This is a genomic window from Thermopolyspora sp. NPDC052614, from assembly GCF_040678635.1.
Taxonomy (GTDB): domain Bacteria; phylum Actinomycetota; class Actinomycetes; order Streptosporangiales; family Streptosporangiaceae; genus Thermopolyspora.
Window position 1 is genome coordinate 63,249 of the sequence record NZ_JBFATZ010000026.1, and the last position, 14,271, is coordinate 77,519.

The window sequence follows — 14,271 nt, forward strand, 5'->3', positions numbered from 1 at the left end:
CGAACGGCCGAGGACACCGGCGGACGCCCGGCTATAGGGTCCGAACCATGACGATCCTCGCCACCGAAGGGCTGACGATGCGCTTCCCGCGCGTGACGGCCCTCGACGGACTCACCGTCAGCGCCGGGACCGGCGTCACCGGGCTGGTCGGCGCGAACGGCGCGGGCAAGTCGACACTGATCAAGATCCTGCTGGGGCTGCTGAAACCGTCGGCGGGCAGAGCCGAGGTGCTCGGCATGGACAGCGCCGCCCAGGCCCTGGCGATCCGGAGGGTCGTCGGGTACATGCCCGAGCACGAATGCCTCCCCCCGGACATCTCCGCCACCGAGTTCGTCATCCACATGGCGCGGATGTCGGGGCTGCCGGGCACGGCCGCCCGCGAGCGGGCCGCCGACACGCTGCGCCACGTCGGGCTGTACGAGGAGCGCTACCGCCCCATCGGCGGATACTCCACCGGCATGCGGCAGCGGGTGAAGCTCGCCCAGGCCCTCGTGCACGATCCGCGGCTGGTCTTCCTCGACGAGCCGACCAACGGGCTGGATCCGAAGGGCCGCGACGACATGCTCGCGCTGATCCGGCGCATCGGCACCGAGTTCGGCATCAGCGTGGTGGTCACCTCGCACCTGCTCGGCGAGCTGGAGCGGATCTGCGACCACGTGATCGTGATCGACGGCGGCCGGCTGCTGCGCTCCTCGGCGATCACCGAGTTCACCCAGGCCACGCAGACGATCACGGTGGAGGTCGAGGAGGGGCACGACGCGCTGCTCGACCGGCTCACCGCCGCCGGGGAGTCCGCCGTACGGCACGGCCGCCTGCTGGCCGTCGAGGTCCGCTCGGAGGGCTCGTTCGACGCCGTACGGGACGCGGTGGCCGACCTGGGGCTGCCGCTGATCCGGCTGGAACAGGGCCGGCAGCGCATCGAGGACGTCTTCCGCGGCGAGCTGGAGGAGGTCAGGTGAGCGTGTCGCAGCCGACGGGCGTCATCCACGACATCGGGTACCGGCACTACGAGGGGCGGCGGCTCGGCCGCGGGCACGCGTTCACCTCGCTCATGGCGCACGGCCTGCGCGGGGTGTGGGGGCTGCGGCGGCCCGCCCGCGCGAAGATCATGCCGTTCACGCTGGCCGGGATCATGCTGATGCCCGCCGCGGCGTCGATCATGCTCATGGCGCTCTCCGCGGGGGAAGGGGGCGTCGCCTACCCCTCCTACACCTCGATCATGCAGGTCGTCGTCGCGATCTTCCTCGCCGCGCAGTCGCCGTACCTGGTCGCGCCCGACCTGCGCTTCCGCGTCCTGCCGCTGTACCTGTCGCGGCCCGTTCAGATCGCCGACTACGTGGGCGCGAAGCTGGCGGCGATGGCGATCGCGCTCTACGCGCTGATCGCCGTGCCGCTCACCGTGGAGTTCGTCGGCGAGTTGCTGGTGAACCCGCCCGGCGACTCCGACGTCAACGGGTACGTGGCGGCCATGGTGGCGGGCGTGCTCCACGCGGTGCTGCTGTCGGCCGTCGGGCTCGCGCTGGCCTCGTTCACCCCCCGGCGCGGCCTTGGAGTGGCCTCCGTGATCGCCTTCTACCTGCTCACCTCGGCCGTCTCCCTCGCGCTCGGCGCCGCGTTCACCGCGCTCAGCCGGGACTCCGCGGCGATGTGGGCGCTGCTGATCAACCCGTTCTTCCTGGTGGAGGCCGTGCAGACGTGGCTGTTCGGCACGCCGTCGTCCACCGGCGACGCCACCGTGGACGGGCCGCTGCCGCTCGTGCTGGTGGTCGTGGTGACCGCGCTGGCCATCGGCGGGCTCTTCCTGCGCTACCGATCGGCGGCCTCCCGATGACGGCACGCGACCTTCCCCCTGACGAAGGAGACCTCGTGGTCGAGACCCGCACCCGGCCCGCGCCGGCCGCCGGGCGGCCCGCCGGGCCGGTCCTGGTGGAGCTGGGCCAGGTCTCGCGCTGGTACGGCAACGTGGTGGCGGTCAACGACGTCACCATGACGATCGGGCCGGGCGTGACCGGCCTGCTCGGGCCGAACGGCGCGGGCAAGTCCACCCTGCTGCACGTGATGGCCGGGTTCCTGGCCCCCTCGTCCGGTACGGCGACGCTCAACGGCGTACGCATCTGGAGAAATCACGAGATCTACCGCCTCATCGGCCTGGTTCCGGAGAAGGAGGGCGTCTACGGCTTCCTCACCGGCTGGCAGTTCGTGCTGTCCAGCGCCCGCCTGCACCATCTGCCCGACCCGGAGGAGGCGGCGCACCGGGCCCTGGCCCTGGTCGAGATGGAGGGCGCCAAGGACCGGCGCGTCGAGACCTACTCCAAGGGCATGCGGCAGCGGGTGAAGGTCGCCGCCGCCCTCGTGCACGACCCCCGGGTGCTGCTGCTCGACGAGCCGTTCAACGGCATGGACCCGCGCCAGCGGCTGCACCTGATGGACCTGATCCGGCGGATGGGCGAGGAGGGCCGGACGATCCTGTTCAGCTCGCACATCCTGGAGGAGGTCGAGCGGGTCGCCGAGCAGATCGAGGTGCTCGTGGCCGGCCGGCACGCCGCCTCCGGCGACTTCCGCGAGATCCGCCGCCGCATGACCGACCGGCCCCACCTGTTCCGGGTGCGCTCCAGCGACGACCGGCGGCTCGCCGCCGCCCTGATCGCCGACCCCTCGTCGGCGGCGGTGTCGCTCACCCGCGATGGCCTGGAGGTCCAGGCGGTGGACTTCCGCCGCTTCACCCGGTTGCTGCCGCGCCTCGCCCGGGACGCCGGGGTGCACCTGTGGCAGGTCTCCCCCGCCGACGAGGACCTGGAAAGCGTCTTCTCCTATCTGATCTCCCGGAGCGTGTGATGAACACCGTGGTGGCCGACATCACCTACCGGGCCATGCTGGGCCGCAGGCGGGTGCTGCTGCTCGTCCTGCTGCCGCTGTCGCTGATCGGGGTCGCGGTGCTGCTGCGGGTCATCGGCGACGTCGGCGAGCGGGGCGCCGTGACGCTCATGCAGAGCTTCGCGATCGGCACGATGCTGCCGCTGCTCGGGCTGATCGCCGGCACCGGCGTCATCGCGCCCGAGATCGACGACGGCACCATCCTGCATCTGCTGTCCAAGCCGATCCCGCGCCCGGTGATCGCCTACACCAAGTTCGCGGTCGCCACGTCGCTGCTTGTGGTGTTCGGCGCGGTGCCCACGTTCCTGGCGGCGTACCTGCTCGTGCGGGGCGAGGCCGGGATCGCGTACGGCTTCGCCCTCGGGGCGCTGGTCGGGGGCGTGGCCTACGCGGCGGTGTTCCTGCTGATGGGCGTGCTGACGCGGCACGCGGTGACGATCGGCATCATTTACGCCCTGGTGTGGGAGGGGCTCGTGGGAAGTTTCGTGCCCGGGGCCCGGACCTTCTCCATCCAGCAGTGGGCCCAGTCGGTGGCCGACCAGATCTCGACCTCGGCGTTCCTGAAGACGGACGTGTCGCTGAGCTTCGCCGTACCGGCGATGATCGTCGTCACCGTGGGCGCGGTCGTCTGGGCCGGGCAGCGCCTGCGCTCCCTCAGCCTCACCGGCGACGAGTAGTCGATCAGGAGTAATGAGTGAACGATCAGGACGCGGCGGCCGGCGGTTCCTCGCCGAGATAGGCCGCGATGGTGCGGGCGGAGGCGGCGCGGGCCTTCTCCGGGTCGGCGCCGGCGGCGATGTCGGCCTCGCACCAGCGCTCGCCGCTGAGCCTGAAGAAGCGCCGGCCCTCCTCGGAGGCCGTCCAGGACGCCACCTTCTCCGGGTCCGCGGACTCGCCGGTGGCCAGGTGGGTGGCGAGGCCCAGCAGGCCGCTGTCCCAGCCGATGCCGACCGCGCCCGGGCCGAACTCGCCCCAGTGCTCGTCCACGTGGGCGATGTGGTCCAGCTCGAAGCGGGTGCGCTCGGCGGACTCGGCGATGAGGCGGACCTCGATCCAGCTCACCTGCCCGCCATACTCCCAGGTGGCCGAGAAGCCGTGCGGGGCGTCGCAGCGCTCGATCTTGCCACCCGCGTTGCCCTCGAACTGGTAGCTGCCGCCGGCGCGCAGGTCGCCGGAGATGGGGAGGAACCAGCGCGGGATGCGCTCGGGGTTGGTGCAGGCGTCCCACAGGTCCTCGATCGTGGTGTCGTAGGTCTGGCTGATCGTCAGGACCTTGGCCTCGCCGGCCTCCAGGACCCGCGTGCCCAGCCGCCTGCGGACCGAGTTGATCTGATGAGTGACCTCGATCATCGCTTGTCTCCTTCCTGTTCCTGTGGATCCGGCGCTTCCGGTGGATGCGGCGCGTCGCCGTGATCGCGCAGGCGCCGTTCGCGCTTGCCGCGGGCGACCTCCGTCGCCAGGGCGTCGAGGTGCGGCGTCCAGTAGCGCCGGAAACGCTCCAGCCATACGTCGATTTCCCGCAACGGTGCGGAGTTCACCGCGTACAGCCGCCGGGTGCCCTCCGCCCGGACGGTGGCGAACCCGTTGTCGCGCAGCACCTTGAGGTGCTGCGACACGGCCGGCTGGGAGATCCCGAACTCGGCCTGGATCACCTGGCAGACCGCCCCCGAGGTCGCCTCGCCCGCCAGGAGGATCTCCAGGATCCGGCGGCGGACGGGGTCGCCCAGAACGTCGAACGCATGCACGAGAAGAAGCTACAGGAGGGACTTATATAAGTAAAGAGGAATATAAGCGGACTCGGAAAAAGACGACAGCCCCGCCGATGGACCCGGCAGGGCTGTGGAAGGAATCGCGGACTACGCGCAGGAGGTGCGGACCACCTCGGCGAGTTCGGCGGCGATGCGCTCGGCCTGGTCGTGGGACTCGGCCTCGACCATCACCCGGACCATCGGCTCGGTGCCGCTGGGGCGGATCAGCACCCGACCGGAGTCGCCCAGCTCGGCCTCGGCGGCGACGACCGCGGCGGCGAGCTTCTCCGAGGTGGCCACCCGGGACTTGTCGACGTTCCGGACGTTGACCAGCACCTGCGGCAGGCGGGTCATCACCGAGGCGAGCTCGGCCAGCGACCGCCCCGTCTCGGCCACCCGGGCGAGCAGGTGCAGCGAGGTGAGCACGCCGTCGCCGGTGGTGGCGTGATCGAGCATCACCACGTGGCCCGACTGCTCACCGCCCAGATTGTGGCCGCCGACCCGCATCGCCTCCAGCACGTAGCGGTCGCCCACGGCCGTCTCCACCATGGTCAGCCCGTGGCGGCGCAGCGCCAGCTTGAAGCCCAGGTTGGACATGACGGTCGCGACCACGGTGTCGTGCGCGAGCGCGCCGCGCTCACGCATGGCGAGCGCCAGGATCGCCATGATCTGGTCACCGTCCACCACCTCGCCCGAGGCGGTGACGGCGAGGCAGCGGTCGGCGTCGCCGTCGTAGGCGATGCCGAGGTCCGCGTCCCCGCCCCGTACGGCCTCGCGCAGGGCGTCCAGGTGGGTCGAGCCGACGCCCTCGTTGATGTTGTGCCCGTCGGGCGCGGCGCCGATCGTCTCCACCGAGGCCCCGGCGCGCAGCAGCGCCTCGGGCGCCACCATGTGGGCCGCGCCGTTGGCGCAGTCGACGATGACGCGCAGGCCCTCCATCCGGCCGGGGACGCTCGCCAGCAGATGGGAGATGTAGCGGTCGGCCTCGCCGTAGGCGTCGCTGACCCGGCCCACCCCGGTGCCCGTCGGGCGCTCCCACTTCTCGCCGAGCCGCTGCTCGATCTCGTTCTCCACCGCGTCGGGCAGCTTGTAGCCGCCCCGGGCGAAGAACTTGATGCCGTTGTCGGGCGCGGGGTTGTGCGAGGCCGACAGCATCACGCCGAGGTCGGCGCCGAGCGCGGAGGTGAGGTACGCCACGGCCGGCGTGGGCAGCACGCCCAGGCGCAGCACGTCCACCCCCGACGAGGCGAGCCCGGCGACCACCGCCGCCTCCAGGAACTCACCGGAGGCGCGGGGATCGCGGCCCACGACGGCGAGGGGACGGCCACGCCGCCCCACGGTCGCCTGGAAGGCACCGGCGTCGCCGAGCACGTGGGCCGCCGCGACCGACAGGTCCATGGCGAGCTCGGCCGTGAGGTCGCGACCCGCGACCCCACGAACCCCGTCGGTGCCGAAAAGCCGGCCCGTCAACGCTTGCTGTACTGCGGAGCCTTGCGGGCCTTCTTCAGGCCGTACTTCTTGCGCTCCTTCACCCGCGCGTCCCGGGTGAGGAAGCCCGCCTTCTTCAGCGGCGGACGGTTGACCTCGACGTCCAGGACCGCGAGCGCGCGGGCAAGGCCCATGCGCAGCGCGCCCGCCTGGCCGGTCACGCCACCGCCGTTGATGCGGGCGATGACGTCGAACTGCTCCTCCGCGCCGAGCGTCACGAACGGCTCGTTGACGATCTGCTGGTGGACCTTGTTCGGGAAGTAGGCGTCCAGCGAGCGGCCGTTGATGGTCCACTTGCCGGTGCCCGGCACGATCCGGACACGGGCGACGGCCTCCTTGCGGCGGCCCGTGCCGTAGGAGTTGCCCGTGGTGATGGGGCGCCGTGCGGCGGCCTCGGCACTGACGGGTGACTCGGTGGTGTACTCCGACGGGAACTCCTCCGGGGAGTACTCCGTGTCCACATCGCCCTCGATGGGCGTCTCGACACCTGTGGGCTCGGCCACGGTTCTCCTCTAACTTTCGCTTTACTGGGCGATCTGGGCGATCTCGAACGGCACCGGCTGCTGCGCCTGGTGCGGGTGATCGGGGCCGGCGTAGACCTTGAGCTTCTTGGCCATCTTCCGGCCCAGCGAGTTCTTCGGCAGCATGCCCTTGACCGCCTTCTCGACGGCGCGGTCGGGGCGCCTCTCCATCAGCTCGCTGTACGGCAGGGAGCGCAAACCGCCCGGGTAGCCCGAGTGGCGGTAGGCCTTCTTCTGCTCCAGCTTCTTGCCCGTCAGCACGACCTTGTCGGCGTTGATGACGATGACGAAGTCACCGGTGTCGACGTGAGGCGCGAAGATGGGCTTGTGCTTGCCGCGAAGCAGCGTCGCGATCTGGCTGGCCAGCCGCCCCAGCACCACACCTGACGCGTCGATGACATACCACTGACGCTCGACGTCGGCGGCCTTCGGTGAGAACGTGCGCACGGTAAGCCTTCTGTCCGGGATGAGACACTGTCTGGTTCGGTAGGTCATGGCGGGCGCACGCCGCCCCAGGACCTTCCGTCTCCACAGCTCGGGAGAAGACGCCGGACGCGCCGTGCACCGGTCCTTGACAGACCGATCCACACATGACGAACAAGCAGCCTATCGGGTACCGAGGACAGGGTCAAAACGAAGCGCGGCGGGCGGCGCCGCGCACGGCCCGGCATGTATCCCTCGTCACATACCGCCCCCGCGATGAATCCATTCCCGTCGTTCCCTTCTTCCGTAACTCGTAACATCTCTATATTTGGTTGCGGTATGTGGCAGAGCTTTCACACCCGGCGTCCCCAGCGGGCGATCCGCCGCCGGACCCATATGGGTTTGTTGGCCTGCCTGGTATCGGTCCTGCTCATCGGGGTGGTAATCGGGCGCGCGACGTACCGCGCCGAGGGCCCGACCGGGGTGTATCTCAACAACGCGCCGACGCAGACCACCGGTAAGGCGGAGGCCGCCTCGGGGCCCACAGCGGATTCCGCGGGGGATCCCACGCCGCAACCGCAGACGTCGCAGCCCAGCGCGTCGGGGCTCGACGCGTCCCGCGCGGAGCGCTCGTCGATGGTGCCCGTCGCCAAGACGCCCCTGCCGCTGCGGGGCCGGCCCACGCCGAAGGGCGGCGAGGCCGACCCGAGTCGCCGGCCGTCGAACACCATCGAGGGCTCCTCCGGCGGCGGACCGGCCAGCCTGCTCACGCCGGGCGGCCAGGACGGCGGCGCCGGCAACCGCTCCAGCCTCGGCTCGATCGAGAACGCCGTCATCCGCCTGGTCAACCAGGAGCGGCGCCGCGCCGGGTGCGTGCCCCTCTACGTCGATCCCCGCCTGGTGCGCTCGGCGCGCGCCCACTCGGCGGAGATGGCCGCCACCAACCGGCTCTCCCACTCCTCCAGCAACGGCGACACGCCGTGGAAGCGCATGGAGGCGGCGGGATACCGCAACGGCGGCGCGGAGAACATCGCCCGCGGCTACCACACCGCGGAGGAGGCGGTACGGGGGTGGATGTCGCATAGCGCCCACCGCGCCAACATCCTCAACTGCCTGCTGACCGCCACCGGCGTCGGGGTCACACCGGGCCCCGGGGGCCCCTGGTGGACCCAAGACTTCGGGTATTCCTGACCTTTCCGTATACAACGCGGGCTAATCTCGGGAGCCATGGGTTACCCCGGGTATCAGGCACCACGCCAGCCGCCGTACCAGCCGAACGAACCACCGGCCGGCGCCGGGCACCGGCCCACGGGCCCCACCGGCGGATTCCAGGCATTTCAGCCCTATGGCGCCCCCGGCTCGTTCGGCGCGCCCGGACCGGCGCAGCGCCCCGCCGCGTACGAGCAGGCCGGACAGCCCCAGCCCTCCCCCGGGTCGCCCTCCCCCGGCTCCTCCTCCGAGGAACGCCCGGCGTGGCTGACCCCGGAGGTGGTCCTGCCCCCGCCGCGATCACGGCGGCGTCCGCTGCTGCTGGCCGTCGGCACGGTGGTGGTGCTCGCCGCCGCGGGCGGCGGCCTCTACTACGCGGCGCAGCGCGGCACACAGTCGCCGGATGCCGCCGCGGCGTCCCCGACCGCCGCGCCCGCCACCGACTCCGCCCGGCCCGGCGGCAAGTACGGCTACGCCGCCTCCCGCGCCACCGACCCGCTCCCACTCCAGCAGGCGGAGCTGTTCCCCAAGGCGAAGATCAAGAGCGGCAAGCGCACGTATCTCATGACCGCGCGCCGCAACGACAAGACGTGCAAGAACGCGGCCGAGGGAAGCAAGATCCAAAAGGCGCTGAAGGCCGCGGGCTGCACGCAGATCGTCCGCGCCAGCTTCCAGGACGCGAGCGGGAAGATCATCGGCACGGTGGGCGTGGCCAACCTGAAGACCTCGGCCGGCGCGCGGAAGGTGGCCTCCGCCGGAGCCGCCAAGGAGCGCAAGGACTACGTCAAGCCGCTGCAGGGCAAGAAGGGCGCCACCAAGTTCCTCGGCAACGGCGAGGCCCTGGCGGGGGTCTGGACCCACGGCCACTACGCGGTGCTGCTGTGGTTCCAGTTCAAGGACGGCCACAAGCCGACCGCCGCCGAGACCAAGCGCCTGAACCTCGCGGCGGGCGACATCACCGACAAGACCGTCTTCCCCGCGCTCGACACCCGGGCGCTCACCGGGGGGCGGGGCTGACGACGGAACACCTCGGCCATTTCCGGCATGCCATAAAGCGGTCATAGGGCATCTTTCGCGGCAAATTCGGCACAGGATCGGGCCGGAAACGCTCATCAAGGCATGACGATCTCACAGTGTCGCTAGGCTTCCCCATATGCGTGGTCAGGATCCGGGGTCCGAGCACGAGCGTGACACCGACGCCCCGGCGTCGCCGCCGATGCCTCCGCCGAGCTTCGGGCAGTCATCGGGGTGGGACGCCGGCCAGGTGGACACGCCGCCATGGGGTATGTCCGCCGATCCCGCGCCGCAGCCGTGGCAACCGCCGCCGGCGTTCACCGCCGCGGCGGCGGGCATGCAGGTGGGGAAGGGCTCCTCCAGCGAGCCGACGCCCGCCTGGCCCGCCGCCACCGGCGAGCCCATCGGCGAGCCGTGGCCCGGCCGCTCCGCCGCGACCCCCGGCCCCGTCCCCGCGGGCCCCACCGGTCCCGCCACCGCCGCCGCCACCCAGGAGGCCGCCGCGCGAGAGGCGGCCGCGCGAGAGGGCGCGTCGCCGGTCGCCGCCGAGCCGCGCTTCTTCCTTCCCGACCCGACCACCGGCCTCATTCCCCTCCCGGGCACACCCGCCAAGACCGGCGGGGACTCCGGCACGAAGAACTTCCCCCTGGCCGAGCCCACCTCCGACCCCCTCCCGCGGGCGGGGTCGCCCGCCGTCGGCGCGGGGGGCGTGCGGGACACGGGGACGTGGCAACCCGGCAAGGTCCTGGACGAGCCCGCCTCCGGCCCATCTTCGCCCGCGAAGGAGTCGCCGGCCACGGAATGGGCCGTGGGATCGGCCGCGTCCTCCGGCACGGGCACGACCTCCCCCTGGAACGCCCTGGCGGGCCTGGCCTCCCCCGGAACGCCCGCCGACCCGCCGTCCAAGGGGGACAAGCAACGTCAGGGGAAGCCCGGCTCCCCCAACACCGACCCGCTCGACATCCCGGTCTGGCCGCCGCAGAGCGCCAATCCCGCCGAGGGCGCGTCCGCCGCAGGAGGCGGCTCCCTGGCCGAGACCACCATTCCTGTCGTACGGCTGAACGCCGCCAAGCCCGGCGCCTCCGCCAACGACCGCTTCCCTCCCGCGCCGCCGTCGCCGCCGTCGCCCGGGGGCGCCGCGCCGCAGGGGCGGCCGACGGTGGCCAACCCCATGCTGGCGGCGCCTACGACCAACGGAACGGGCCCGTCCACCGTGGCCGGGCCGTTCGTGGGCTTCAACTCCCCGGCGACGCCGCCGGGCGGTGCGGGCGCACGCCCCTCCGCGTTCACCCCCGCCCCGCCGCCCCCGACGTCCGAGCCGCCGAAGTTCGGGCCGACCAGACCCGTGGGAGCCGCCGTCACGTCCACGGGCGGCATGGGCAGGAAGGTCTTGATCGGCGCCGCGATCGTCGTCGCGATCGGCGCGATCGGCGTCGGCGCCTACTTCGCCTATCAGGGTCTCGGCGCCTCGCCCGGGCCGCAGGCGCACGGCCGGGTGCCCTCCGTCGTGACGCCGCCGCAGCCCGACGCCACGGCGTCCGCGGAGCCGATCGACTCCGCGGAGACCGACGCCAAGGAGATGACCCCGGCCGAGGCCTTCCCCACCGCGAAGGTCACGATCAACGGCCGCTCCTTCCGCCGCGTGAAGGTGAACGTGACCGGGGAGTGTGAGAAGGGCGCGGCGGGCAAGTTCGCCGAGGCGCTCAAGGCCAACCGGTGCGCCAGGCTCCTGCGCGCCACCTACGTGGACGCCAGGCGCAAGTACGCGGTGACCACCGGAATCGCCGTACTGCCGTCGAAGGACGCGGCGGTCAAGGTGGACGCGGCCAAGGACCTCGCCACCAACGTCTGGTTCCGCGGCCTGCCCGGCCCCGCGCGCAGCGGCGGCGAGCGGGTCGAGATCTCCGGCGGCTACGCGGCCGGACTCGTCTGGGGCCGGTACATCGTCTTCAGCTACGCCACCTACTCCGACGGCCACACCCCGAAGGCGAACGAAAGGGACCTCGGCCCGATCAGCGACGCCTTCCGCAAGCACACCGCGAAGGTGATCGAGAAGCGCGCCGAGGGCGGCTGACCTTCAGGACGCGGAGAGCGTGCGCACGCGGCGGGTCTGCGCCGCGCGGCGGGCGAGCTCGGCGTCGGGAGGGTAGCCGACCTCTTCGAGGCACAGGCCGTGGGCGGGGGCGACGTTCACCCCCGAGTCGCGTACGGCCCTGGCCAGCACCTGGCCCGGCCAGTCCACCGGGCGGCGGCCGTCGCCGACGGCGAGGAGCGCCCCCACCAGGGCGCGGACCATCGAGTGACAGAACGCGTCGGCCATTACGGTGGCGGTGATGAGGCCGCCCGGGTCGCGCATCCATTCCAGGCGCCGGAGTTCGCGGATCGTCGTCGCGCCCTCGCGTCGCTTGCAGAACGCCGCGAAATCGTGCTCGCCCAGCAGGTGGGCCGACGCCGCGTTCATCGGCTCGACGGCGAGGGGACGGCTGTGCCAGAGGATCTCGCGGCGGCGTAGCGGATCGACGCCGCCCGGGGCGTCGCTGACGCGATAGCAGTACCGGCGGAAGACGGCCGAGAAACGGGCATCGAAGCCCGCAGGGGCGACGGTGACGCGGTGAATGCGAACATCCGGGGGAAGAACGCCGGACAAGCGGCGTACAAGCGCAGAAAGCCGCTCAGCCGTTCGCGCGGAATCGGCCGGATCCTCCGAAAGCAACGGCTCGCCCAGCGCCGACGGCGGAACGTCCACGTGCGCGACCTGACCGCGGGCGTGCACGCCCGCGTCGGTGCGCCCCGCGGCGGTCAGCGCGGGCGGCGCGTCCAGGCGCAGCACCCGGCCGAGCGCCGCCTCGATCTCCCCCTGGACGGTACGGCGATCCGGCTGCCGCGCCCATCCGGAGAAGTCCGTGCCGTCGTAGGACAGGTCCAGCCGGAGGCGCACCCGAGGCGCGCCGGCCTCTTTGGCCTCCCTGACCCCGGTGGCCTCCCTGACCTCCGCGGCCTCGACGGCGAGTGTCTCGGATGACTGTGTCATGGCATCCATGCGTCAGGCCCCTGTCGGTTGGCGAAACATCCCGCCTACATCTCCGCGTTAGTCGCCGCGTACGTCTCCACGTACATCGCCGCGTAAATCGCCGTGAACTTTCCCGATAACGCCGAACGGGTCCAGCGCCCCGAAGGCGTGCTGGACCCGTCGCGAACGAAGATTCCTAGGCGTTGTCCCCGGAGTCCTTGGAGTCGTCGCTCTTGGACTCCTCCGCCTTGGGCTCCTCCGCCGCCTTGGCCTCAGGGGCCTCGGTGGCCTCGGCCTCGGGAGCCTCGGCGGCCTCCGGCTCCGTCGCCTCGGACTTGGCGGCCTCCTGCGGGGCCGCGGCGGGCGCGGCGGGCGTGGTAGGCGAGGTCCGCGACACGGTGACCCGGTTCAGCGGCTCGGTGACCAGCTCGATCACCGCCATCGGCGCGTTGTCGCCCCGGCGCGGGCCGATCTTGGTGATCCGGGTGTAGCCGCCCGGACGCTCCGCGAACGTCGGCGCGATCTCGGTGAAGAGGTGGTGGACGACGCCCTTGTCACGGACGACGGTCAGCACCTGGCGACGGTTGTGAATGTCGCCCTTCTTGGCCTTGGTGATCAGCCTCTCCGCCAGCGGGCGCAGACGCTTGGCCTTGGCCTCGGTGGTGCGGATGCGGCCGTGCTGGAACAACTGCGTGGCGAGGTTCGCCAGCATCAGCCGCTCGTGCGCGGGGCCGCCGCCGAGACGTGGACCCTTGGTGGGCTTGGGCATTTCGCTCTCCTTTGGATAACCCGCCCCGGCCGTACCAGGTACCGGAGTCGGGCCGGGGGCCTCGCCTGGGCGCGGCCCCCGTCATCTGACGGTCCCCCCGAAGGGGGTTCAGTACTGCTCAGTACTGCTCGGTCTCGACGTACCGGTTGTCGTCGTCGTCGTAGTCGCCGCCGGCGACGGCCGAGGGGTCGAATCCGGGCGGGGAGTCCTTGAGCGAGAGGTTCATCTCGTGCAGCTTCTGCTTGACCTCTTCGATGGACTTCGCGCCGAAGTTCCGGATGTCGAGAAGGTCCTGCTCGCTGCGGCCGACGAGCTCGCCCACGGTGTGGATGCCCTCGCGCTTGAGGCAGTTGTACGACCGGACGGTGAGGTTGAGCTCCTCGATCGGCAGCGCCAGGTCGGCGGCCATCGCGGCGTCCTGCGGCGACGGGCCGATGTCGATGCCCTCGGCCTCGACGTTCAGCTCGCGCGCCAGGCCGAACAGCTCGACCAGGGTCTTGCCGGCCGAGGCCACCGCGTCGCGCGGCTTCATGCACGGCTTGGTCTCGACGTCCAGCAGGAGACGGTCGAAGTCGGTGCGCTGCTCGACTCGGGTCGCCTCCACCTTGTAGGTGACCTTGAGGACCGGCGAGTAAATGGAGTCGATCGGAATCCGGCCGATCTCCTGGCCCGGCTGCTTGTTCTGCGCGGCGGAGACGTAGCCGCGGCCACGCTCGACGGTCAGCTCCATCTCCAGCTTCGCCTTGCCGTTCAGCGTGGCGATGTGCAGGTCGGGGTTGTGCACCTCGACGCCGGCCGGCGGCGCGATATCGGCCGCGGTCACCTCACCGGGGCCCTGCTTGCGCAGGTACATCACCACGGGCTCGTCGTGCTCGGACGACACGACCAGCTCCTTGAGGTTCAGGATGATGTCGGTGACGTCCTCCTTCACCCCCGGCACGGTCGAGAACTCGTGCAGCACGCCCTCGATGCGGATGCTGGTGACGGCCGCCCCCGGGATGGAGGACAGCAGCGTCCGGCGCAGCGAGTTGCCGATGGTGTAGCCGAACCCGGGCTCCAGCGGCTCGATGATGAACCGGGACCGGGTCTCGTCGATCGACTCCTCAAGGAGGGATGGGCGCTGAGCGATCAGCATGGGTTTCTCCCCTGTTTCCGCGACGCCCGCTATATGACGCCGCTGGTGGTGAAGCGATCCCGCCGTACGGCCGCGCTCGG

15 protein-coding genes are annotated in these 14,271 nt (G+C 71.5%); 7 read left to right on the plus strand and 8 right to left on the minus strand.

Annotated features, from left to right (window positions below; translation table 11 throughout):
• The first annotated feature begins 47 nt into the window (after window positions 1-47).
• The 4 genes from AB0K60_RS34195 to AB0K60_RS34210 are packed head-to-tail and all read left to right on the plus strand — an operon-like array spanning window position 48 to window position 3,551.
• Window positions 48-959 carry an ABC transporter ATP-binding protein gene (locus AB0K60_RS34195; RefSeq protein ID WP_364064803.1) on the plus strand — a complete coding sequence of 304 codons (912 nt, stop codon included), beginning with the start codon at window positions 48-50 and terminating at the stop codon, window positions 957-959.
• Window positions 956-1,831 (plus strand): ABC transporter permease, encoded by an 876-nt coding sequence (locus AB0K60_RS34200; protein WP_364064805.1) that lies wholly within the window; start codon window positions 956-958, stop codon window positions 1,829-1,831. The genes AB0K60_RS34195 and AB0K60_RS34200 overlap by 4 nt, the downstream gene beginning before the upstream one ends.
• A 35-nt stretch (window positions 1,832-1,866) precedes the next feature.
• Entirely contained in the window at window positions 1,867-2,835 is a 969-nt protein-coding gene (locus AB0K60_RS34205; protein WP_364064807.1) for an ABC transporter ATP-binding protein, read from the plus strand.
• Window positions 2,835-3,551 (plus strand): ABC transporter permease subunit, encoded by a 717-nt coding sequence (locus AB0K60_RS34210; protein ID WP_364064810.1) that lies wholly within the window; start codon window positions 2,835-2,837, stop codon window positions 3,549-3,551. The genes AB0K60_RS34205 and AB0K60_RS34210 overlap by 1 nt, the downstream gene beginning before the upstream one ends.
• Window positions 3,552-3,576: 25 nt before the next feature.
• Here AB0K60_RS34210 and AB0K60_RS34215 read toward each other — a convergent pair whose 3' ends face one another.
• From AB0K60_RS34215 to rplM, 5 genes are all read right to left on the minus strand, one after another.
• A complete protein-coding gene (locus tag AB0K60_RS34215; RefSeq protein WP_364064812.1) occupies window positions 3,577-4,224 on the minus strand; it encodes an SRPBCC family protein in 648 nt (215 codons plus the stop codon).
• Window positions 4,221-4,619 (minus strand): metalloregulator ArsR/SmtB family transcription factor, encoded by a 399-nt coding sequence (locus tag AB0K60_RS34220; RefSeq protein WP_364064814.1) that lies wholly within the window; start codon window positions 4,617-4,619, stop codon window positions 4,221-4,223. The genes AB0K60_RS34215 and AB0K60_RS34220 overlap by 4 nt, the downstream gene beginning before the upstream one ends.
• A gap of 111 nt (window positions 4,620-4,730) precedes the next feature.
• Window positions 4,731-6,092: a phosphoglucosamine mutase gene (gene glmM / locus AB0K60_RS34225; RefSeq protein WP_364064817.1), complete on the minus strand. Its 1,362-nt coding sequence runs from the start codon at window positions 6,090-6,092 to the stop codon at window positions 4,731-4,733.
• Window positions 6,089-6,613: a 30S ribosomal protein S9 gene (gene rpsI, locus AB0K60_RS34230; RefSeq protein WP_364064819.1), complete on the minus strand. Its 525-nt coding sequence runs from the start codon at window positions 6,611-6,613 to the stop codon at window positions 6,089-6,091. The genes glmM and rpsI overlap by 4 nt, the downstream gene beginning before the upstream one ends.
• A gap of 21 nt (window positions 6,614-6,634) precedes the next feature.
• A complete protein-coding gene (rplM, locus tag AB0K60_RS34235) occupies window positions 6,635-7,078 on the minus strand; it encodes a 50S ribosomal protein L13 (RefSeq protein ID WP_364064821.1) in 444 nt (147 codons plus the stop codon).
• Window positions 7,079-7,450: 372 nt separating this feature from the next.
• Here rplM and AB0K60_RS34240 point away from each other — a divergent pair, with 372 nt between their 5' ends.
• The 3 genes from AB0K60_RS34240 to AB0K60_RS34250 all read left to right on the plus strand — a co-directional run bounded on the left by AB0K60_RS34240 (window position 7,451) and on the right by AB0K60_RS34250 (window position 11,351).
• Window positions 7,451-8,245: a CAP domain-containing protein gene (locus tag AB0K60_RS34240; RefSeq protein WP_364064824.1), complete on the plus strand. Its 795-nt coding sequence runs from the start codon at window positions 7,451-7,453 to the stop codon at window positions 8,243-8,245.
• A 36-nt stretch (window positions 8,246-8,281) separates the two neighbouring features.
• Window positions 8,282-9,280, plus strand: a complete 999-nt coding sequence (locus AB0K60_RS34245; RefSeq protein WP_364064826.1) for a hypothetical protein — start codon at window positions 8,282-8,284, stop codon at window positions 9,278-9,280.
• Between the two features lie 136 nt (window positions 9,281-9,416).
• Window positions 9,417-11,351, plus strand: coding sequence for a hypothetical protein (locus AB0K60_RS34250; protein WP_364064829.1), 1,935 nt, complete (start codon window positions 9,417-9,419; stop codon window positions 11,349-11,351).
• Window positions 11,352-11,354: 3 nt separating this feature from the next.
• On the opposite strand, the gene truA is transcribed toward AB0K60_RS34250, so the two are convergent.
• The 3 genes from truA to AB0K60_RS34265 all read right to left on the minus strand — a co-directional run bounded on the left by truA (window position 11,355) and on the right by AB0K60_RS34265 (window position 14,191).
• Window positions 11,355-12,308 (minus strand): tRNA pseudouridine(38-40) synthase TruA, encoded by a 954-nt coding sequence (gene truA, locus AB0K60_RS34255; protein WP_364064831.1) that lies wholly within the window; start codon window positions 12,306-12,308, stop codon window positions 11,355-11,357.
• Between the two features lie 175 nt (window positions 12,309-12,483).
• Window positions 12,484-13,056 (minus strand): 50S ribosomal protein L17, encoded by a 573-nt coding sequence (gene rplQ / locus AB0K60_RS34260; RefSeq protein WP_364064833.1) that lies wholly within the window; start codon window positions 13,054-13,056, stop codon window positions 12,484-12,486.
• Between the two features lie 118 nt (window positions 13,057-13,174).
• Window positions 13,175-14,191, minus strand: a complete 1,017-nt coding sequence (locus AB0K60_RS34265; RefSeq protein WP_364064836.1) for a DNA-directed RNA polymerase subunit alpha — start codon at window positions 14,189-14,191, stop codon at window positions 13,175-13,177.
• Between the last annotated feature and the right edge of the window lie 80 nt (window positions 14,192-14,271).

Bases quoted from the DNA above. Each gene is read 5' to 3' on its own strand.
- AB0K60_RS34240 (WP_364064824.1), top strand. From the start codon at position 7,451: ATGGGTTTGTTGGCCTGCCTGGTATCGGTCCTGCTCATCGGGGTGGTA.
- AB0K60_RS34215 (WP_364064812.1), bottom strand. From the start codon at position 4,224: ATGATCGAGGTCACTCATCAGATCAACTCGGTCCGCAGGCGGCTGGGC.
- rplQ (WP_364064833.1), bottom strand. From the start codon at position 13,056: ATGCCCAAGCCCACCAAGGGTCCACGTCTCGGCGGCGGCCCCGCGCAC.
- AB0K60_RS34250 (WP_364064829.1), top strand. From the start codon at position 9,417: ATGCGTGGTCAGGATCCGGGGTCCGAGCACGAGCGTGACACCGACGCC.
- truA (WP_364064831.1), bottom strand. From the start codon at position 12,308: ATGACACAGTCATCCGAGACACTCGCCGTCGAGGCCGCGGAGGTCAGG.
- AB0K60_RS34245 (WP_364064826.1), top strand. From the start codon at position 8,282: ATGGGTTACCCCGGGTATCAGGCACCACGCCAGCCGCCGTACCAGCCG.
- AB0K60_RS34265 (WP_364064836.1), bottom strand. From the start codon at position 14,191: ATGCTGATCGCTCAGCGCCCATCCCTCCTTGAGGAGTCGATCGACGAG.
- AB0K60_RS34210 (WP_364064810.1), top strand. From the start codon at position 2,835: ATGAACACCGTGGTGGCCGACATCACCTACCGGGCCATGCTGGGCCGC.
- AB0K60_RS34195 (WP_364064803.1), top strand. From the start codon at position 48: ATGACGATCCTCGCCACCGAAGGGCTGACGATGCGCTTCCCGCGCGTG.